The organism is Geodermatophilus siccatus, assembly GCF_900103785.1.
Lineage (GTDB): Bacteria > Actinomycetota > Actinomycetes > Mycobacteriales > Geodermatophilaceae > Geodermatophilus > Geodermatophilus siccatus.
The window spans coordinates 19031-38765 of sequence record NZ_FNHE01000009.1; the positions used below are offsets into that span (position 1 = coordinate 19031).

Annotated in this window: 21 protein-coding genes and 1 riboswitch; of the genes, 10 read left to right on the top strand and 11 right to left on the bottom strand. The window is 74.4% G+C overall.

Annotated elements, in window-relative coordinates; all coding sequences use genetic code 11:
* Positions 1-2: 2 nt before the first annotated feature.
* Positions 3-1742 (top strand): DEAD/DEAH box helicase, encoded by a 1740-nt coding sequence (locus BLS21_RS16500; RefSeq protein WP_091220890.1) that lies wholly within the window; start codon positions 3-5, stop codon positions 1740-1742.
* A gap of 128 nt (positions 1743-1870) precedes the next feature.
* On the opposite strand, the gene BLS21_RS16505 is transcribed toward BLS21_RS16500, so the two are convergent.
* Entirely contained in the window at positions 1871-2605 is a 735-nt protein-coding gene (locus tag BLS21_RS16505; protein ID WP_175479601.1) for a sulfite exporter TauE/SafE family protein, read from the bottom strand.
* 80 nt (positions 2606-2685) lie between these two features.
* A riboswitch (TPP riboswitch) is annotated at positions 2686-2781 on the top strand.
* Here BLS21_RS16505 and thiM point away from each other — a divergent pair.
* From thiM to thiD, 3 genes are all read left to right on the top strand, one after another.
* Complete coding sequence (gene thiM, locus BLS21_RS16510) at positions 2775-3563, top strand: hydroxyethylthiazole kinase (protein ID WP_091220895.1); 789 nt, start codon at positions 2775-2777, stop codon at positions 3561-3563. It overlaps the preceding riboswitch by 7 nt.
* Positions 3560-4234 carry a thiamine phosphate synthase gene (gene thiE, locus BLS21_RS16515; protein WP_091220898.1) on the top strand — a complete coding sequence of 225 codons (675 nt, stop codon included), beginning with the start codon at positions 3560-3562 and terminating at the stop codon, positions 4232-4234. Before thiM ends, thiE begins: the two co-directional genes overlap by 4 nt.
* The gene (thiD, locus tag BLS21_RS16520; protein ID WP_091220901.1) at positions 4231-5055 is read left to right on the top strand and encodes a bifunctional hydroxymethylpyrimidine kinase/phosphomethylpyrimidine kinase; all 825 of its coding nucleotides are present in this window, start codon (positions 4231-4233) and stop codon (positions 5053-5055) included. Before thiE ends, thiD begins: the two co-directional genes overlap by 4 nt.
* Before the next feature lie 108 nt (positions 5056-5163).
* Here thiD and BLS21_RS16525 read toward each other — a convergent pair whose 3' ends face one another.
* Positions 5164-6252: an SDR family oxidoreductase gene (locus BLS21_RS16525; RefSeq protein ID WP_091220904.1), complete on the bottom strand. Its 1089-nt coding sequence runs from the start codon at positions 6250-6252 to the stop codon at positions 5164-5166.
* A 199-nt stretch (positions 6253-6451) separates the two neighbouring features.
* Here BLS21_RS16525 and BLS21_RS16530 point away from each other — a divergent pair, with 199 nt between their 5' ends.
* The gene (locus tag BLS21_RS16530) at positions 6452-7813 is read left to right on the top strand and encodes a DNA polymerase IV (protein ID WP_091220907.1); all 1362 of its coding nucleotides are present in this window, start codon (positions 6452-6454) and stop codon (positions 7811-7813) included.
* Here the strand turns inward: BLS21_RS16530 and BLS21_RS16535 are convergent.
* A complete protein-coding gene (locus BLS21_RS16535) occupies positions 7785-8051 on the bottom strand; it encodes a hypothetical protein (RefSeq protein ID WP_091220909.1) in 267 nt (88 codons plus the stop codon). The genes BLS21_RS16530 and BLS21_RS16535 overlap by 29 nt on opposite strands.
* 131 nt (positions 8052-8182) lie before the next feature.
* Here BLS21_RS16535 and BLS21_RS16540 point away from each other — a divergent pair, with 131 nt between their 5' ends.
* Complete coding sequence (locus tag BLS21_RS16540; protein WP_091220912.1) at positions 8183-8788, top strand: class I SAM-dependent methyltransferase; 606 nt, start codon at positions 8183-8185, stop codon at positions 8786-8788.
* A 10-nt stretch (positions 8789-8798) separates the two neighbouring features.
* On the opposite strand, the gene BLS21_RS16545 is transcribed toward BLS21_RS16540, so the two are convergent.
* Positions 8799-9986: a PucR family transcriptional regulator gene (locus BLS21_RS16545; RefSeq protein ID WP_091220913.1), complete on the bottom strand. Its 1188-nt coding sequence runs from the start codon at positions 9984-9986 to the stop codon at positions 8799-8801.
* A 107-nt stretch (positions 9987-10093) separates the two neighbouring features.
* Here BLS21_RS16545 and BLS21_RS16550 point away from each other — a divergent pair, with 107 nt between their 5' ends.
* The 3 genes from BLS21_RS16550 to BLS21_RS16560 all read left to right on the top strand — a co-directional run bounded on the left by BLS21_RS16550 (position 10094) and on the right by BLS21_RS16560 (position 13081).
* Positions 10094-11194 (top strand): ferredoxin reductase, encoded by a 1101-nt coding sequence (locus BLS21_RS16550; protein WP_091220916.1) that lies wholly within the window; start codon positions 10094-10096, stop codon positions 11192-11194.
* A gap of 28 nt (positions 11195-11222) precedes the next feature.
* Positions 11223-12434, top strand: a complete 1212-nt coding sequence (locus BLS21_RS16555) for a fatty acid desaturase family protein (protein ID WP_091220918.1) — start codon at positions 11223-11225, stop codon at positions 12432-12434.
* Between the two features lie 182 nt (positions 12435-12616).
* Positions 12617-13081 carry a DUF3237 family protein gene (locus BLS21_RS16560; protein ID WP_091220921.1) on the top strand — a complete coding sequence of 155 codons (465 nt, stop codon included), beginning with the start codon at positions 12617-12619 and terminating at the stop codon, positions 13079-13081.
* Positions 13082-13183: 102 nt separating this feature from the next.
* On the opposite strand, the gene BLS21_RS16565 is transcribed toward BLS21_RS16560, so the two are convergent.
* From BLS21_RS16565 to rpsF, 6 genes are all read right to left on the bottom strand, one after another.
* The gene (locus BLS21_RS16565; protein ID WP_091220923.1) at positions 13184-13462 is read right to left on the bottom strand and encodes a hypothetical protein; all 279 of its coding nucleotides are present in this window, start codon (positions 13460-13462) and stop codon (positions 13184-13186) included.
* A gap of 38 nt (positions 13463-13500) precedes the next feature.
* Positions 13501-14883 carry a replicative DNA helicase gene (dnaB, locus tag BLS21_RS16570; protein ID WP_091220926.1) on the bottom strand — a complete coding sequence of 461 codons (1383 nt, stop codon included), beginning with the start codon at positions 14881-14883 and terminating at the stop codon, positions 13501-13503.
* Positions 14884-15450: 567 nt separating this feature from the next.
* The gene (rplI, locus tag BLS21_RS16575; RefSeq protein ID WP_091220928.1) at positions 15451-15906 is read right to left on the bottom strand and encodes a 50S ribosomal protein L9; all 456 of its coding nucleotides are present in this window, start codon (positions 15904-15906) and stop codon (positions 15451-15453) included.
* Between the two features lie 2 nt (positions 15907-15908).
* The gene (rpsR, locus tag BLS21_RS16580) at positions 15909-16145 is read right to left on the bottom strand and encodes a 30S ribosomal protein S18 (RefSeq protein ID WP_012951016.1); all 237 of its coding nucleotides are present in this window, start codon (positions 16143-16145) and stop codon (positions 15909-15911) included.
* A gap of 102 nt (positions 16146-16247) precedes the next feature.
* The gene (locus tag BLS21_RS16585; protein WP_012951017.1) at positions 16248-16727 is read right to left on the bottom strand and encodes a single-stranded DNA-binding protein; all 480 of its coding nucleotides are present in this window, start codon (positions 16725-16727) and stop codon (positions 16248-16250) included.
* A gap of 2 nt (positions 16728-16729) precedes the next feature.
* Entirely contained in the window at positions 16730-17017 is a 288-nt protein-coding gene (gene rpsF, locus BLS21_RS16590) for a 30S ribosomal protein S6 (RefSeq protein WP_091220931.1), read from the bottom strand.
* A gap of 238 nt (positions 17018-17255) precedes the next feature.
* Between rpsF and BLS21_RS16595 the strand changes: the two genes are divergently transcribed.
* Positions 17256-18080, top strand: coding sequence for a deoxyribonuclease IV (locus BLS21_RS16595; protein ID WP_091220933.1), 825 nt, complete (start codon positions 17256-17258; stop codon positions 18078-18080).
* A gap of 115 nt (positions 18081-18195) precedes the next feature.
* On the opposite strand, the gene BLS21_RS16600 is transcribed toward BLS21_RS16595, so the two are convergent.
* The gene (locus BLS21_RS16600; RefSeq protein WP_091220936.1) at positions 18196-19722 is read right to left on the bottom strand and encodes a glycosyltransferase family 87 protein; all 1527 of its coding nucleotides are present in this window, start codon (positions 19720-19722) and stop codon (positions 18196-18198) included.
* Positions 19723-19735 lie beyond the last annotated feature (13 nt).

Sequence of the window (19735 nt, forward strand, 5' to 3'; positions counted from 1 at the left end):
CCGTGCCCGGACGGCGCCGCCGCACAGCCCGGTCGACGAGCCGGAGCCGCTCGACCGGCACGACCCGCACCACGACGACGACCCGCCCGGAGGCGCCGGCCCGCCGCACCGCGAAGCCCGCACCCGAGCGGCCGGTCGCCGGGCCGGGGGAGCGGGTGTGGGTGCTCGCCGTCCCGTTCCGCGCGCCGGCGCCGGGCGCGCAGTGGCGGCCGGACCTGCAGGCGCACGTCTGGGTGGGCCGGGAGCTGCCACCGGAGCTGGCCGCCTACGACCCGCCCCCGTACACCTTCGAACGCTTCCTCGAGGACGAGCTCAACGACACCCCGCGGCCGCTGCCGCCGGGCCGTCCCCTCGTCCCGCGCGGGGAGCAGGCCACGGGCGCTGAGGCCGTCGTCGCCTCCGCGGCGGCCGGGCACCGGGTCTTCCTGCTCGGCGACGACCCGGGCGTGGGCAAGACCGGGACCGCCGTCCTGGCCGCCCGGGAGGTCTGCGAGCTGCGCGGCGGGGACCGCGTGCTGGTCGTGGCCGACCGCCCGGCGGCGATCACCATCCCGCACTGGACCCGCTCGATCGCCGGCTTCGGCGACGGCGGGCTGCGCTGGTGCGTCACCACCTGGGACCGGCTGGCCAAGGTGAGCAAGCTGCGCTTCGACGTCGTCATCGCCGACGAGGCGCACATGGTCCGGCACACGACGACCCAGCGGTGGAGGCACTGGAAGGCCGTCTCCGGCGCCGGGCGGGCGAAGGACGTGCCCTTCGTCGTCGCCACCACCGCCACCCCGGCGCACACGCCGCTGGAGCTGCCCTACCTCGCCCCGCAGTTCGCCCAGCGCCACGGCGAGCCGCTGCGCGCCTGGGCCGACCTCCCGGCGAAGCTCGCCGAGCACGGGTTCCACGTGGAACGTGGGCGCTACGGGTGGACGTGGACCGAGGACGCCGACGCCCGCCGCGCCGACCTCGCCCGGCTGCAGGGCTGGCTGGCCGACGGCGAGCCGCCCGCGACGCTGCACCGGCCCGCGCCCTGGGGCCCGGTGTCGGTCACCGGGACGCCGGTCGCCCTGACGCCCGCCGAGAGGTGCGCCTACGAGTCCGAGTGGCAGGAGTTCCGCGCCGAGATGCAGCTGGCCCGGAAGGCCCGCCAGACCGCGCGCGGGCGCGCCGCGCTGCTGCGCTTCCGGCAGAAGGCCGGGCTGATCCGCGCCCAGGCGACCGTCGACTGGGTGCGCGCGCAGGTCGAGGCCGAGCGGCAGGTCGCGGTGTCGGTGGAGTTCGTCGAGACGGCGGCCGACCCGATCCGCGAGGCGCTGCTCGACTCCGGCATCGGCGTCGCCGCCATCTACGGGCGCGACCGCTTCGACGTCGAGGCCGAGCGGCTGCGCTTCCAGACCGGCGCGGCACCGGTGTGCGTGTTCACCGTGACCGCGTCCATCAGCCTGCACGCCGGCGAGCTGCTGCCCGGCGGGGCCACCGCGTCCACGACGCCGCGGGTCGGGTTGTTCCACCAGCCGCGCTTCTCCGGCATCCAGGCCCGCCAGGTCACCGGCCGCACGCACCGCGACGGACAGGTGTCCCCGTGGCGGGTGGCCTTCGCCGAGGACACGGTCGAGGAGCAGGTGGCCCGGGTGATGGTGGAGCGGCTGGCGGTCAGCGGCTCCACCGCCGGGGCCGACACCTCGGCCCTGCAGGAGATCGCCGAGCTGCTCGACGCCGACTGGCTGCCACCCGTCGCGCTCACCGAGTGAGGGCCACCCTGCCCGCGTTGATCATGGGGTTGTTGCTCGACGACGCGCCGTCGACCGCGTGTCCGCCTGCACGGACCCCGTGATCAACCCCCGGGGCCCGCGCTCCCTGCGGGCGCTCCTGGTGAGCCTCAGCCGAGCGCCGCGACGATGCTGGCCACCCCGGCCAACGCCGACAGCGCCAACCCGGCCGCCCGGAACCGGCGGACGTCGAGCAGGTGGAACAACCGGCGGCCCGCCACGTGGCCGACGACCGCCGCGACCAGCAGCACCAGCACCACCTCCGGCCGGAAGGCCTGCGCGACCCGCCCCGACGCGGCGAGCACCGCGGCGCCGAGCAGGTTGAGGGCGAGGAACAGCGCCGCGAGGGTGTCGCGCATCTCCGCCGGGGGCACGTGCCGCCGCTCGAGCCAGAGCACCAGCGGCGGCCCGTTGGTGCTGGTCGTGGTGGTGAGGACGCCGGCGAGGAGCCCCACGCCGAGCGTGGCCCACCGGGACGGCGTCCCCTGGCCGGGGACCGGGCGCCGCAGGACCTGCAGCGCCACGGCCGCGAGCACGCCCACGCCCACCGCCAGCTGCAGCGCCGGCTTGCTGACCACGGCGAGCACCAGCACGCCGGCCAGGACCCCGGGGACGGCGGCGAGGACCACCACGCGGACGTCGGCCCACCGGATGGCCGGCCGCGACCCGCGGCGCACCAGCAGCAGGAGCAGGGTGGTGACCGTGGCCAGCACGATCAGCGTGGTCACCGCCTCGGTGGGGGCGAGCACGGCCACGAGAGCGGGTCCGGCGATGAGCGCCAGCCCGAACCCGGCGGCGGCCTGCACGGTCGCGCCCACCAGCACCGCGAGGCAGGCGAGCAGCACGCCGGCCATCCTGTCGCACGCCCCGGCTGCTGCTCCGCGCGGCGGGAGCACCACGGCGGAGCGGTGTTACGTTCGGAGGCGCACGTGGCACGGGGTGTCCCCGACCGGGGACTGAGAGCACACCCGTCGAACCTGCTCCAGTTCGCACTGGCGAAGGGATGTCACCGGCATGCCGGCCGTCGACCTGCGCGCCGCCCGCGCGGCGGTGCGCGCACGCACCCCTCTGGTGCACTGCCTGACCAACACCGTCGTCCAGACGATCACCGCCAACGCCCTGCTGGCCGCGGGCGCCGCGCCGGCGATGGTGGACGCCCCGGAGGAGGCCGGCGACTTCGCCGCCGTCGCCTCCGCGGTGCTGGTCAACATGGGCACCGTGCACGCCCGCACCGCCGAGGCGATGCGGCTGGCGGCCCGCTCGGCCGGTGCCGCCGGGACGCCGTGGGTCCTGGACCCCGTCGCCGTCGGCGGCCTGGTCTACCGCACCGAGCTGGCCGCCGAGCTGGTCGGACTGCGGCCCACCGTCGTCCGCGGCAACGCCTCGGAGGTCATGGCGCTGGCCGGCGCGGGTGGCGGCGGCCGCGGCGTGGACAGCACCGACAGCACCGACGACGCCGCCAAGGCGGCCACCGCGCTGGCCGCCTGCACCGGCGGGGTCGTCGCGGTCAGCGGCGAGGTCGACCTGGTCACCGACGGACACCGCACCGTCCGCGTCGGCGGGGGATCGGCGCTGCTGACCCGCACCACCGGCGCCGGCTGCGCGCTGGGCGCCCTGGTCGCCGCCTACGTCGCGGCCACCGGCGACGCGCTGACCGGCACCGTGGCCGCGCACGCGCACGTCGCCGTCGCCGCCGAGCGGGCCGCGCAGGTCGCGCACGGCCCGGGCACCTTCGCGCCCGCCTGGCTCGACGCGCTGGACGCCGTCGACGGTGAGGCCATGGCCGCGGCGGACGTCCGATGAGGCGTCCCCTCGACCCGACCCTCTACCTGGTCACCGACACCGCGCTGTCGGCCCCGCGGCCGGTCGCCGACGTCGTGCGCGCGGCGGTCGCCGGCGGCGTCACCACCGTCCAGGTGCGGGACAAGACCGCCTCCCGCCGCGAGCTGCTCGCGCTCACCCGCGCGGTGCAGGCGGCGCTGGCCGACCGGCCGGACGTCGCCCTCTGGGTCAACGACGCCGTCGACGTCGCGCTGCTCGCCGGCGTGCACGGCGTGCACGTCGGCCAGGACGACCTGCCGCCAGCCGAGGTGCGCGCGCTGCTCGGGCCCGACCGGCTGCTCGGGTTCAGCGTCTCCTCCGTCGCCGAGCTGGACGTCGCCCGCGCACTGCCGGCGGGGACGGTCGACCTGGTCGGCATCGGCCCGGTGTGGACGACGCCCACCAAGCCCGACGCCGGCAGCGCCCTGGGCCCGGACGGCGTCCGGGGGCTGGCCGAGGCGGCCCGCGCCGCGGGGTTCGGCACCGTCGCGATCGGCGGCGTCGACGCCGACCGGGCCGCCGAGGTGGCCGCGACCGGGGTGGACGGCGTCTGCGTCGTCTCCGCGATCTGCGCGGCTGCCGACCCGGACGCCGCCGCCCGCGCGCTCCGCTCGGCCATCGACCGGGGCCGGCTCGCGCAGGTGGTCCGGTGAGTGGCACTGCGGTCGCCCTGACCGTGGCCGGCAGCGACCCCAGCGGCGGCGCCGGCATCCAGGCCGACCTCAAGACCTTCAGCGCGCTGGGGGTCTACGGGACGGCCGTGCTCACCGCGCTGACCGCCCAGAACACCCGCGGCGTCACCGGCGTGCACGGCGTCCCGCCGGAGTTCGTCGCCGAGCAGCTGGCGACCCTCTTCGCCGATGTCGAGGTGCACGCCACCAAGCTCGGCATGCTCGGCACCGCCGGCGTGGTGCGCGCCGTCGCCGCGGGGCTGGCCGAGCGCCCGGGCGGCCCGGTGGTGTGCGACCCGGTGATGGTCGCGACCAGCGGCGACCGGCTCATCGACGACGCCGCGGTCGACGCCGTCCGCACCGACCTGCTGCCCCTGGCCGACCTGGTCACGCCGAACGTGCCGGAGGCCGCCGTCCTGCTCGACGTGCCCCCGGCCACCGACGTCGACCAGCTGCCCGGCCAGGCCACCGCGCTGCTCGCGCTCGGCCCCCGCGCGGTGCTGCTCAAGGGCGGCCACCTGGGTGGGGACGACAGCGTCGACGTGCTGGCCACCGCGGACGGCGTCACGGTCACCCGGCGGCCGCGGATCGGCACCACCTCGACCCACGGCACCGGCTGCACGCTGTCCTCGGCGCTCGCCGCCCTGGCCGCCCGTCACCGCACCGACGACTGGTCCCGGCTGGTCGACCCCGCCCGCGACTACCTGCAGCGGGCGCTGGAGGCGGGGGAGGGCCTGGGCGTCGGCTCCGGGCACGGCCCGGTGCACCACTTCGCCGGCATCTGGGCGCCGCTCCCGCGTTGACCATCGGCATCCGGCTGTGCGCACCGGCGTGTCGGCCGACCAGACGCCGATGACCACGGCGGACGCGCGTCGACGGGCGAGCGGCCGGTGGCGGCAGGACCGCCGCGGTCAGCCGGCGGGCGGCAGCACGCGGCGGTCCTGCAGCACGCGGATCCAGTGCACGAAGCTCTCCTCGGTGTCCCACACCTCGGTGAAGCCGGCTTGCTTGATCTTGACCGTGCTCACGAAGGCGGGCGGCGGAGGCTGGGTCGCCCCGTGGGCGAAGCAGAAGTCCGCGTAGTGGTGCGACTCCCCGAGCAGGTCGGTCATCGCGATCGGCCGCAGTCCGTGCTCGGCCACGACCTTCTCCCACGTGTCGGCCTTCGCCGGGAGGAACTCGGCCAGCGACAGCGGCTGGTCCGGTGCGGCCGGCACGCCGAGCGCGTCGGCGAGGGCCGGCCACAGGTCACGCCACTCGAAGACCTCGCCGTTGGTCAGGTTGAAGTGCTGCCCAGCGGCCGCCGGCGCCTCCGCGGCCCACCGGATGGCGTTCGCGACCAGCCGGGTGTCGGCGGCCTCCCACACGTAGGGCGCCCCGCCGGGGAAGCCGAAGGGCCGCCCCTCGGCCTTGCAGATGGCGGCGTACGCCCCGATCACCGGCGGCAGGTTCATCACGACGCCGGTGTTCGGCCCGACGATCAGCTGCGGACGCATGATCGTCCAGGTGAAGCCCGCGGTCGCCGCCTCGGCGGTCAGGTAGTCCTCCTGCAGCCAGTAGAAGTTGGCGTGCTGGTCGCGCGGATGGCGCTCGCGCGCCGGCACGCGCATCGGGTGCAGGTGGATGCCGTAGGCCTTGGTCCCCTGCAGCAGGGTCACGTGCCGGAGGAAGCCGGCCTCGACCAGCGGCTGGACGAGGTTGCGGAGCATGGCCAGGTTGGTGTCCATCTGGTCCTGCTCGGTCCAGCCCCCGATCAGCCCGGGCTTCTCGAAGACGGCCGCGTAGACCAGGTGCGTGATGCCGGTCGGCCCCGAGACCGCCGTCCGGGTCGCCGCCTCGTCCCGGAGGTCGACCGTCAGGTGCTGGAACGGTCTGCTGCTGGACACCTCGGGACGGCGCCGGGACACGGCGACGACGTCCCAGCCGTCGTCGAGGAAGCGGTCGACGCACGCAGTGCCGACCAGACCGCTGGCCCCGGCGACGAGAACGGTGTCGGCCATGGTCTTCTCCTCGGGCCGCGGGAGCGGGGGCTGACGATGGTGCGGAGCACGTCGGGCGGACGTCAACCGGGTCCGCCCCGGCTGGCCGCCGTCCCGGCGCGTCGTCCCGCAGCCCCTGACCGGTGCTCCCCGGGCGTGGCCACGGCGGCCGGTCGCGGATGATCGACGGCGGTCAGCACGACGACGAGGAGGTGGGGGCGTGCGGCGGGAGGCGAGCATCCTGCACCTGGACCTCGACGCCTTCTTCGCCGCGGTCGAGCAGCGCGACAAGCCCTCGCTGCGGGGCCGCCCGGTCGTGGTCGGCGGCGTGGGCGGGCGCGGCGTGGTGGCGACGGCGTCCTACGAGGCGCGGGCCTACGGCGCCCGCTCGGCGATGTCCACCGCCGAGGCACGCCGCCGCTGCCCGCCCGGGACGGCGTTCCTCGGCGGCCGCTTCGCCGCCTACCGCCGCACCTCCGACGTCGTGATGGCGCTGCTGCGCGAGCTGTCCCCACTGGTCGAGCCGGTGTCCATCGACGAGGCCTACGTCGACCTGGGAGCAGGGCACGGCCTCGACCTGTCCGTGGACGGCGTGACCCGGCTGGCCCACGGCCTCAAGGAGCGGATCGCCGCGGCCACCGGCGGGGTCACCGGGTCGGTCGGCATCGGCAGCTCCAAGCTGATGGCCAAGATCGCCTCAGACCTCGACAAGCCCGACGGGCTGGTCGTCGTCCCGCCGGGGGGCGAGCTCCGGGTGCTGCACCCGCTGCCGGTGACCCGGCTCGGGGGCGTGGGACCGGCGACCGCCGAGCGGCTGCACCAGGTGGGCGTGAAGACCGTCGCGGACCTGGCGGCCAAGTCGCTGCCCGACCTGGTCGCGCTGGCCGGCCGGGCGCACGGCACGGGGCTGTACGCGCTGGCCCGCGCCGAGGACGACCGGCCGGTGGTCGCCGAGCGGGAGGCCAAGTCGATCTCCCAGGAGGAGACCTTCGCCCGCGACCTCACCGACCTGAGGGTGCTCGGCCGGTACGTCGAGAGCATGGCCGCGCGGGTCGGCAGCCGGCTGCGCGCGTCCGCGTACTCGGGCCGGACGGTGACGCTCAAGCTGCGCCGCTACGACTTCACCACGCTCACCCGCTCGCAGACGCTGCCCCACCCGACCGACGACCCGCGGGTGATCGCCTCGATCGCCGCTCGGCTGCTGGCCGAGGCGGGCACCCAGGGCGGGCTGCGGCTGCTCGGGGTCGGCGTCTCCGGGCTGTCGCTCTACGCGCAGGGCGACCTGTTCGCCACCGACGAGGAGCCGGTGGACGACGCCGAGGAGGCGCCCGGCGCCGAGGTCGAGGAGGCGCCCGAGCCGCTGACCGCGGAGTCGCGCTGGTGGCCGGGCCAGGACGTGCGGCACGACGAGCACGGCGCCGGCTGGGTGTGGGGTCGCGGCCTCGGTCGGGTCACCGTGCGCTTCGAGGGGCCGCTGACCCCGCCCGGGCCGGTGCGCACGCTGGCCGCCGACGACCCGGCCCTGCACCCGGCCGAGCCGCCGGAGTGGCGGGTCAGCGCGCCAGCGCCGCCCACCCCATGACCGTGAGGTCCCGGTCGACCGGGACGACGACCTGCTGGCCGAACCAGGTGACGAGGTGGGCCGCGTAGCGGCCCTCGCCGTCCACCTCGACCCGGCCGACCGTCGCGCCCGGGTGCTCGGCGAGGGCGGCCGCCGCCACCCGCACCTCGAGATCGGCGTCGAGGACGTCGGCGGCCGGCGGGGTCGGCAGCGGCGTCCACGTGTCGCGGGACCGGCGTCCGGTCAGGGTCTGGGTCATGGCGGTGCCTCCCGTCCTCCGGCCCCCGGTGGGCCGCTGGTGAGGTCGAGCCTCGGGGGCGCACCTGTGGCCCACCTGGACGCCAGGTACCGGTTGCCTCGGGATCCGCCCCGGTCGGCGACCATGGGCGGGTGACGGAGCAGAGCGCCTGGACGCGGATCACCCAGCAGGACCCGGGCCACTCGGCCGCCTACGTGCAGCGGTTCCGGGACCTCGCCGCGCAGGGGTTCGACCTGGCCGGCGAGGCGCGGCTGGTCGACGCGATGCTGCCGCGCGGCTCCCGCGTGCTCGACGCCGGCTGCGGGCCGGGGCGCACCGGCGGCTGGCTGGCCCGCGCGGGCCACGACGTGGTCGGGGTGGACGTCGACCCGGTGCTCGTCGCGGCCGCCGAGGTGGACCACCCCGGGCCGCGGTGGCTGGTCTGCGACCTCGCCGAGCTCGACCTGCCGGCGCGCGGCATCCCCGAGCCGTTCGACGCGATCGTCTCGGCGGGCAACGTGATGGCCTTCCTGGCGCCGAGCACGCGGGTCGCCGTCCTGCAGCGGCTGCGGGCGCACGTGGCCCCCGGTGGTCGGGCGGCGATCGGCTTCGGCGCCGGCCGCGGCTACGCCTTCGACGACTTCCGCGCCGACGCCCGCACGGCCGGCTGGGCGGAGGACCTGCTGCTGTCCACCTGGGACCTGCGGCCGTTCACCCCGGACGCGGACTTCCTGGTCGCCGTCCTCCGCCCGGCCTGAGCCGCCGCGTTCACCGCTCCACGGCAGCCAGGGCCAGGGTGAGTTCGAGGACCGACTGCGGGTCCTCGAGGCGCTCGCCGTACAGGTCGCGCAGCTGACCCATGCGGTAGCGGACCGTCTGCGGGTGCACGTACAGCTCGGCGGCGACCTTCTCCCGGCGCCCGTGGTGCAGCAGCCAGGAGCGCAGCGTCTCCACCAGCTTCTCGCGGGGTCCGGGGCCCAGCCCGTCGAGCGGGGCGAGCACCTGGGCGCGCAGGTCGGCGAGCGCCTCGCCGTCGGCGCGCAGCACGAGGTCGGCCAGCCGCAGCTCGGTGTCGACCGGCAGGTCGCCGTCCGGGCGCAGGTCCAGCTGCAGCGCCCGCAGCGCCCGCGAGTAGGAGGAGCGGGCCTGCTGCCACGGCCGGGCCGGGCCGACGACGGCCTCCCGCCCGCTCAGCGCCCGGACCAGCTGGGTGCGGGCGTACCCGTCGGCGTCCGGTACGAGCAGCACCGAGCGCTCGGCGCCGGGCTCGGTGCCGGGCAGGTCCTCCCCGGCCTGCAGCGTGCGCACGTCGAGCACGGCGAGCGCGCCGCGGACGCGGGACTCGGGCACCAGCACCGCGGTCAGGGTCCGTGGCGGCGCCCAGTCCGCGCGCTCGGCGGCGGCGGCGAGGTCGTACGGGGGCGCCCCGGTGAGCAGCAGCTCGGTCAGCCGTTCCAGGTTGCGGCGGCGCAGCCGGCCGCTGCTGTCGAGGTGGTCGGCGTGGCCGGAGGCGCTGGCCGCCGACAGCTGGTCGATGTAGGCGAACACCAGCTCGGCGAAGCGGGCCAGCGACCCGGCGGGCATGCCAGCGGCCACCGCCGTCTCGCTCATGTGCCGCCACGCCACCCGCGCGCCCACCCGGTAGGCGGCCAGCAACGCGTCCATGGTCCGGCCCGACTTGGCCTCCCCGCGACCGAGGGCGTAGGCACCCTCGAGCGCCGGGCCGATGGGCCGGCTGGGGTCCGCCCCACCGTCCGCGGTCGCCAGCTCCAGGAAGCCACCGAGGGCCAGCTGGACGGCGTTCTCGATCTTGCGGCCCATGACGCCGCTGAAGGCCTCGGTGTAGCTGGGCACCTCGACGACGATCGCCGCGACGGTCCGCTCGGCGACGGCCGGCAGCTGCCCCTGCATCGCCGCCGCGACCTCCGGCGGGAAGGTGTCCTGCTCCGGCGCCATCGACGCTCCCCTCCGCTCCGGGCGTTGTTCGGCAGGGACAGTATCCAGCGGCAGGTTCACGCCCACGGCACAGGTAATTGCGCGCAGCGCTGGGAACCATCAGGGGTATGACCGCGACCGTCCCGCGCCCTCCGTCGGCCCGGCCGACCCTGAGCGCGCTGCGCGACCGGGCGATGCGCCTGGCCGAGCTCGTCACGACCCCGCTGCTGCCGGCCGACTACCTGGACATGGTCAACCCGCTGCGCGCGGGGGCGGACCTGCGCGGCCGCGTCGTCGCCGTCCACCGGGAGACCCGGGACGCCGCCACGCTGGTCATCCGGCCGGGCGCCGACTGGCAGCGCCACGTGCCCGGCCAGTGGGTGCGCATCGGGGTCGACGTCGACGGCGTGCGCATGTGGCGGGCCTACTCGCTGACCTCGCACCTGGACCGCCCCGACGGCTGCATCAGCATCACCGTCAAGGCCATCCCGGGTGGCAAGGTCAGCAACCACCTGGTGCACCGCACGCAGCCCGGCACGCTGGTCCACCTCGACCAGGCCACCGGCGAGTTCGTCCTGCCCGCGCACGCCCCCGCCAAGGTCCTGTTCGTCACCGCCGGCTCCGGCATCACCCCGGTCATGGGCATCCTGCGCAACCACGACGAGCTGGCCGACGTCGTCGTCGTGCACTCGGCTCCCACCCCGGAGGACGTCGTCTTCGGCGCGGACCTGCGGGAGCTGGCCGCCGCCGGCCGCATCCGCCTCGTCGAGCAGCACACCGACAGCGCCGGGATGCTCGACGCCGCCGCCATCGCCGCGCTGGTCCCCGACCTGGCCGAGCGCGCCACCTGGGCCTGCGGCCCGGTCGGCATGCTCGAGGCGCTGGAGGAGCACTGGAGCGCCGCCGGCATCGCCGACCGGCTGTTCACCGAGCGCTTCCGGCCCACGGTCGTCGTGGCCGGCGAGGGCGGCACGGTGACCTTCACGAAGGGCGGCACGAGCATCGAGGCCGACGGGGCCACCCCGATCCTCGACGCCGCCGAGGAGGCCGGCGTCCTCATGCCCAGCGGCTGCCGGATGGGCATCTGCTACGGCTGCGTGCTGCCCCTGCGCGAGGGCGCCGTCCGCGACCTGCGCAACGGCGAGGTCACCACGGCCGCGCCCGGCGACGGCGTCCTGATCCAGACCTGCATCAGCGCCGCCGCCGGCGCCTGCGACATCGACCACTGACCACTCGAGACCCGAGGAGCCGCACCGCATGACCGTCCTGCAGAAGAAGGCCGACAACCCGATCGAGCACCTCACCTCCGAGGACATCGAGCTCATCGGCAAGGAGCTCGACGACATCCGCCAGAGTGTGATCGACACCCGCGGCGAGTCCGACGCCCGCTACATCCGCAAGGTCATCGACGTCCACCGCAAGATCGAGCTGGGCAGCCGCGCCGTCCTGCTCGCCTCGGGCTTCCCGCCCGCGTGGGTCGTCGGGACGATCGGCCTCTCGGTGGCCAAGATCCTCGAGAACATGGAGATCGGGCACAACATCCTGCACGGTCAGTGGGACTGGATGCGCGACCCGAAGATCCACTCCACGACGTGGGAGTGGGACATGGCCAGCCCGGCCGAGCAGTGGAAGCACTCGCACAACGAGCTCCACCACACGTACACGAACGTGGTCGGCAAGGACAACGACCTCGGCTACGGCATCATGCGCGTCGACGAGGACCAGCCGTGGCAGCCGTTCCACCTCGGCCAGCCGATCTGGAGCTTCATCAACGCCTGCTTCTTCGAGTACGGGATCGCGGCCTACGACCTCGAGCTCGGCGGGGTCATCGCCAGGAAGCAGACCGGCGACCCGGAGTTCCGGGCGCGTGCGAAGGCCGTGCTGCGCAAGATCGGTGCCCAGGTCCGCAAGGACTACCTCATCCACCCGCTGCTGTCGGGGCCGAACTTCCTCTCCACGCTGGCGGCCAACTTCACCGCCAACCTGGTGCGCAACCTCTGGTCGAACTCGGTGATCCTCTGCGGGCACTTCCCCGAGGGCGTCGAGACCTTCGAGAAGAAGTCCATCGACGGCGAGACCCGCGGCGAGTGGTACCTGCGCCAGATGCTCGGCTCGGCCAACATCTCCGGCTCCAAGGCCATGCACATCATGACCGGGAACCTGTCGCACCAGATCGAGCACCACCTGTTCCCGGACCTGCCGAGCAACCGGTACGCCGAGATCGCGCCGAAGATCCGCGACCTGTTCGACCGCTACGGGCTGAACTACCACACCGCGCCGCTGCCGCAGCAGGTCGGCTCGGCCTGGCACAAGATCATCCGGCTGTCGCTGCCCAACGGCTGGCTGGACGCCACCAACCGGAAGAACCTGCCCTCGCAGCTGGTCAAGCTCTACAAGGCCACGACCGGCGACCGGCGCACGCGCCGCCGCCTGCAGGCGGAGTGGACGGCAGCCGCGGCCGCCGCCTGATCGGTCTCCCGACCCGCTGACGACGGAGGGCGGGGTGCGCGGCGTGAGCCCTGCACCCCGCCCTCCGTCGTCGTGCGCCACCACCCGGTGACGCAGCCCCGCACCCCGGGACCCACGACCCTGTCGGTGCACCTCATCCGGCCGCTGACATGGCTGCCTGTCGAGCGAGGGGGAGGAGCGCCGTGGACGGTTACGCCTTCGAGGCCACCATGACGCGGGTGGTCCCGATCGGGTTGGTGCCCGAGGGGCTGCGGCTGGACGCGCACTACCAGGGCACGATCACCGAGGGCCCGCTGAGCGGGGACGCCGTCGAGGGCGTCGACTACTTCCTGCTGCGGCGGGACGGCGTCGGGATCGTCGACGTCCGGCAGGTGTTCTCGGGCGAGGGCGGCCGGACGGTCACCACGCGGGTCCACGGCTACCTGACGTCGCCGGTGCCGATGCCGCCGCTGGAGGAGATCGCGGACCCGTCCTTCGCCTGGCCCGACGTGGAGTTGCCGATGCACGGCGCGGTCGACCTGCGCACCGCGGCGCCCGAGCTGCAGGCGCTCAACGCGACGGTGTTCGGTTTCACCGGCACGGTCAACGTGGCCCGGGGTGAGCTGCGCGCGCGAGCGAGGAGCCTGGCGCAGGTGCCGGTCGGCTGAGCCGGTGCTCCACGTGGAACACCGCGGCGCCTGACGCGCACGGAGGCCCGGGACGGACGTCGTCGCGGGCCTCCGTGGTGGTCGGCGGCGATCAGCGGTGCCTCAGGGTCGCGTGGCCGCCGAGGCGTGGTCCAGCGGCAGGAGGAGCTCGGGAGCGCTGATCGGCACCTCCCAGGTCACCCCCGGGCCGTTCGGGTCCGCGACCGCTCCGTCCCCGAGGAACGTGGCGACCTGCACCTGGCCCTGCTGCGTCGCCGGCGCGGACCGCGGGTCGAGCAGGAACCCGTGCGGGCTCCTCCCCGCCTGGGGTGCGCGGTCGTTGCGGTACAGGCCGGTGCGCGACCAGGTGTCCCGTCCGGGACGCAGGGAGGCCCGGAGCACTGGCTGCGCTCCGGGCCTTCCGCGTGCGGGGGGTTGGGTCAGTTCGCCATGTCCACGAAGCGGCTGTAGTGGCCCTGGAAGGCGACCGTGACGTTAGCCGTGGGGCCGTTACGGTGCTTCACCAGCATGATGTCGGCCTCGCCGGCCCGCGGGCTCTCCTTCTCGTACATGTCCTCGCGGTGGATCATCATCACCATGTCGGCGTCCTGCTCGATCGAACCCGATTCGCGGAGGTCGGAGAGCATCGGCTTCTTGTCCTGGCGCTGTTCGGACCCACGGTTCAGCTGCGACATCGCGATGACCGGGACCTCGAGTTCCTTGGCGAGCAGCTTGAGCGCACGGGAGAACTCCGAGACCTCCTGCTGACGGCTCTCGACGCGCTTACCGGAGGTCATCAGCTGGAGGTAGTCGATGACCACGAGCTTGAGGTCGTTGCGCTGCTTGAGCCGCCGCGCCTTCGCCCGGATCTCCATCATCGTCATGTTCGGCGAGTCGTCGATGTAGAGCGGCGCGTCGGCGATCTCGCCCATCCGCCGCGCCAGCTTCGACCAGTCCTCGTCGGACAGCGTGCCGGCGCGCATGTGGTGCAGCGGCACCTTCGCCTCGGCCGACAGCAGACGCATGGTGATCTCGTGCTTGCTCATCTCGAGCGAGAAGATGACCGCCGCCAGATGGTGTTTGACGGTTGCAGATCGCGCGATGTCAAGTCCCAGCGTGCTCTTTCCCACACCAGGCCTGGCCGCGATGACGACCATCTGGCCGGCCTGGAGACCATTCGTCAATTCGTCGAGGTCGCGGATGCCGGTGGGCACGCCACGGGCGGTGCCGCCGCGGGAGGCGATGGCGTCCAGCTCGTCCATCGTCGGCTGCAGGACGTCCTCGAGGCGCGAGTAGTCCTCGCTCATGCGCTTCTCGGTGACGTCGTAGATCTCCTGCTGGGCGCGGTCGACGATGTCGTCGACGTCGCCCTTGCCGCCGGCCGCGCCGTAGCCGAGCTGGACGACGCGGGTACCGGCCTCGACCAGCCGCCGCAGCACCGCCTGCTCGGCGACGATCGCGGCGTAGTAGCCGGCGTTGGCCGCCGTCGGCGTCGACTGGATCAGCGTGTGCAGGTAGACCGCGCCACCCATCTTCGACAGCTGGTCGGTGCGGTTCAGCTCGGCGGCGACGGTGATCGCGTCGGCCGGCTCACCCCGCCCGTACAGGTCGAGGATGCAGTCGTAGATCACCTGGTGCGCCGGCCGGTAGAAGTCGTTGCCGTGCAGCACCTCGACGACGTCGGCGATCGCGTCCTTGCTCAGCAGCATGCCGCCGAGCACCGACTGCTCCGCCGCGACGTCCTGCGGCGGCTGCCGGTCGTACGCCGGCGCCGTCGGGGACGGGCGCTCGAAGTCGTCGGCCACCGCCACGGGGTCCTCCATCCACTCACGGCGCACCCGCGAACAGGCCCCGGCACGAGGCCGGGGCCTGGTGGGGGAAGCACCAGAACGCTGCACACCTGACTCGAACGTGTGTTCGGGTCGTTCCTACCCCGGGGCACCGACAGTTCGGGCGGGTCACGGGGCCGAGGAGGACGTTAGGAAGTGCGGACGGACCAGTCCAACACCGGTGTGGGCGCGCTTCTGCACAACTTGTGGACAAGTCGGTGGACACAGCCGTGTCGACATGTGGAGACAGCGGGGGACGGCGCGACGCCGTCCCCCGGATCCCGCCTCCGACCTGCACGGAGACGACCCACCGGGTGTGGACGGGAGAAATCTCCGAGAAATCCGGGTGTCGCCGTCCGGCGTGTCGAGTGCCTGGCCGCAGCCGCCCCAGCGGTCACACGTCCACAGGTCGACACACCTGCACGCGGCCGCGGGAGCGGCCGAGGTCACCGGTGGTCCGCGCCGGCGCGGCGGGGACGGCCAGGGGCCCGAGACGCCGCGAGGGGCGCCGGACCGGAGTCCGACGCCCCTCGCGGGCGGTGCAGTGGTGCAGCGGCTGCTTCAGCCGGGGACGACCTCGATGGTCAGCTGCGAGGTGACCTCGGGGTGCACCCGCACGGTCACCGTGTGCTGGCCGGTGGTCTTGATGCTGCTGGGCAGCTCCACCCGGCGCCGGTCGAGCTCGGGGCCGCCGGCGGCGGTCACGGCGTTGACGACGTCGGCAGTGGTGATGCGGCCGAACAGGCGGCCACCCTCACCGGCGCGGGCCGGCACCCGGACGGTCATGCCCGACAGGCGCCCGGCCACGGCCTGCGCCTCCTCGAGCGAGCGCACCTCGCGGGCGGCACGCGCCCGGCGCAGCGACTCGACCTGCTTCTCGGCACCCCGGGTGGCGACGATGGCCAGGCCGCGGGGCAGGAGGTAGTTGCGGGCGTAGCCGCCCTTGACCTCCACGGTGTCACCGGAGGACCCGAGACCGGTGACCTCCTGCGTCAGGATCAGCTTCTGGGTGCTCATGGTCAGCGCGCCGTGGAGGTGTAGGGCAGCAGGGCCATCTCACGGCTGTTCTTGACGGCCGTGGCGACGTCCCGCTGGTGCTGGCTGCAGTTGCCGCTCACGCGGCGGGCACGGATCTTGCCGCGGTCGGAGATGAACTTCCGCAGCAGCGTCGTGTCCTTGTAGTCGATGTAGGTCGCCTTGTCCTTGCAGAACTGGCAGACCTTCTTCTTGGGCTTGCGAACGGGGGGCTTGGCCACCGGGGTTCTCCAGAATCAGGTGAGTTCGGGAAAGTGTGGGGGGCGGCCCCGTCCAGAGGCTCACCCTGAGCCTGCGAGGGGTGAGGAGGACGGGGTCCTTCTTCAGAAGGGCGGCTCGTCGGACGGCGGGGCCGGGGTCGACCACGGGTCGCTGGACCCGCCGCCACCACCGAAGCCGCCACCGCCGCCGCCGCCGAAGCCGCCGCCGCCCTCACCGCGCGAGGCCTTGGTGACCTTCGCGGTGGCGTAGCGGAGCGAGGGGCCGATCTCGTCGACCTCGAGCTCGACGACGGTGCGCTTCTCGCCTTCCTTGGTCTCGAACGACCGCTGCTTGAGCCGGCCGGAGACGATCACCCGCGACCCGCGGGTCAGCGACTCGGCGACGTTCTCCGCCGCCTGCCGCCAGACGTTGCAGCGCAGGAAGAGCGCCTCGCCGTCCTTCCACTCCTGCGACTGACGGTCGAAGGTCCGCGGCGTGGAGGCCACGGTGAAGTTGGCGACCGCGGCGCCGGAGGGGGTGAAGCGCAGCTCCGGGTCCGACGTCAGGTTGCCGATGACGGTGATGACGGTCTCGCCGGCCATGCTCAGTGGACCTCGGGCCGCATCAGCTTCGTGCGCAGGACCGACTCGTTGAGGTTCAGCTGCCGGTCGAGCTCGGCCACCGCGGCGGGCGTGGCCTGGATGTCGACGACGGCGTAGATGCCCTCGACCTGCTTCTTGATCTCGTAGGCCAGCCGGCGGCGGCCCCAGATCTCGGTCTTCACGGTGCCACCGGCGTTGGTGACGACGGTGAGGAACCGGTCGAGGGAGGGAGCGATCGTGCGCTCCTCCAGGTCGGGGTCGAGGATGACCATCAGTTCGTAGTGACGCACGGAGAACCCCACCTCCTCTGGTCTGGGCGGCTGCAGTCGGTCTGCAGCAGGAGGGTCGTACACGCGTCGCGCGCCCCGCCCGGTGACGACCACCGAGGGAACGCGCTCCGCCGATGCTACCAGCGGCGAGCCGCCCGCCGGCCGTCGTCCACGGGGACGGCGCCCGTCGGCCTCCTGCAGGGTCCCGCCGCGGACCTGCGAGCGGCGTGGGGCAGGGGGTCCTTCTAGGGTCGGCGGCGTGGCAGCTCACCCGATCGGCGTACACGTCGGCCCAGGTCTGACCCAGGACGGCGGGATGGACCACGGCGGCCCGCTGGCCCGGGCCGCGGAGATGGACGCCGACGGCGTGCAGGTCTTCCTGGGTGACCCGCAGGGGTGGAAGGCACCGCGGCTGGCCGCCGACCAGCAGTCCGCGCTCTCGGGTGACCGCGCCGGGGACCTGTTCCTCGTCGTGCACGCGCCCTACGTCCTCAACGTGGCGTCGACGAACAACCGCATCCGCATCCCCAGCCGCAAGACGCTCGGCCAGCACGCCCAGGTCGCCGCGGCCATCAGCGCCCGCGGCATGGTCGTGCACGGCGGCCACGTGCTGGGGACCGACGACCCGGCCGCCGGTGTCGACAACTGGCGCAAGACCTTCTCCCGGCAGGCCGAGGAGGGCGGCTTCCCCCTCCCGCTGCTCATCGAGAACACCGCCGGCGGCGGCAACGCCATGGCCCGCGACCTCGACGCCCTCGCCCGGCTGTGGGACGCCGTCGGCGGGTTCGGGGCCGGCTTCGTGCTCGACACCTGCCACGCGTGGGCCGCCGGCTGGGACCTGGCGACCGCGGTGGACGACGTCCGGGCGATCACCGGCCGCGTCGACCTGGTGCACCTGAACAACAGCCGCGACCCGCAGGGCTCCAGCCGCGACCGGCACGCCCCGCTGACCGAGGGCGAGATCCCGACCGAGCTGCTGGTGGAGGTGGCCCGGGCGGCGGACTGCCCGATCGTGCTCGAGACCCCGGGCGACGCGGCCGGCCACGCCGAGGAGATCACCCTGCTCCGGGAGGCCCTCGGCTGACGGGGATCGCGATGTTCCACGTGGAGCCGATGACACCGTCGTCCTCCCGGACGACACCGCGGCCCGGTGCCATCCCCCGGCTGCACCGTGCCCCCGGGTGCACCGAGCCGCTGCGTCACTCCTCGCGGGACCCTCCGGGCCCCGCTCGTCGCGACAGGACCCGTCCCCGGCTGTCGAGCGTCACCACGTCGGGAGCTCCGCTGAGCACGCCGCCCGCGGGGTCGTCGACGCCCGGCCAGCTGGTGCGGACGACGTCGTCGTCCGGCCGCCGCACCTCGCGGGCGACGAGCACCATGAGCGCGACCAGGACGGCGTCGCGGACCAGGACGGCGGTGAAGAACCACTCCACCTCGACGCCGCGGTTCTCGGTGCCGAGGTAGTAGAGCATCGTCAGGACCCACACCAGGACCTCGCTGACCTGCCAGACCAGCAGCGAGCGCCACCGCGGCCGGGCCAGGACCGCCAGGGGCAGCAGCCACAGCGCGTACTGCGGGCTGTAGACCTTGTTGAGCAGCAGGAAGCCGGCCACCAGCAGGAAGGCCACCTGCGCCACCCGCGGCCGCACCGGGGCGGTGAGCACCAGCCAGGCGACCCAGGCGGCGAGCGCGAGCAGCAGCACGGCCACGACCGCGTTGAGCACCGAGGGCGTCTGCCCCTCGGCGAGCGGCCCGTCGAGCACCCGGTTGTCGGTGGCCGTGAGCAGGACGTTCCAGATCGACTCGGGGTTGGCCGGGCGCTGCCGGCTGAAGGCGAAGAACCAGCTCCAGTTCTCCGGCGCCGCCAGGGCCACCGGCAGGTTGACGGCGAGCCACGCGCCGGCTGCCGCGAGCGCCGTCCGCAGCCAGACCCGCAGCAGCCCGGCCCGCAGGCACAGCAGGAAGAGCGCGCCCAGCACGAGGACGGGGTAGAGCTTGGCGGCCACGCCGAGCCCGAGCAGCGCACCGGCGAGCACCGGCCGCTGCCGGGCCCACGCCCACATCCCGAGGGTGGCGAGGGCGACGGCCAGCAGGTCCCAGTTGTTGAACGCGTAGACCAGCAGCACCGGTGACAGCGCCACCATCGCGGTGTCCCACGGCCGCCGGCCGGTCAACGGCAGGACGGCGCGCACCACCACCAGCGCGCACAGCGACATCAGCAGCGCCGTGACGACGGTGTAGCTCTCCACCGGCGGGACCGCCGGGAGGACGCCGACCGTGGCGGCCAGCCGGTCGTACCAGCCCGAGAGCAGCGCGGCGAGCGCCATGACCGCGCCGGTGAGGACCGGGTACTCCACCCGCGAGTCGAGGTACGGCAGCGCCCCCTCGCCCTGCCGGTGGAGACCGAACAGCGGGACGGGGTCGGAGTAGCAGAGGTGGGTGTACTGCAGCGATCCGGTCCAGTTGCCGTCGGCGCAGGGCGCCTGCTTGAGCCAGGCGAACGCCAGCACGGTCGAGGCGAACAGCAGGCAGACCCGCAGGGGGGTCCAGAACGACGCCCGCCCGACGACCGCGTGCCGGCCCCAGGGTCCGCCCACCGCCTCGCTGGCCTGCGCCACGACCGGGTCGGTCCAGCTGGGGACGACGCGGTCGGGGCGGCCGTCCGGGGCCGGGGACGCCGCGGGCCCGTCCGCTGGTGCGGACGGGCCCGTGGGGATCGTGCTCATGCGGGCCAGTCTG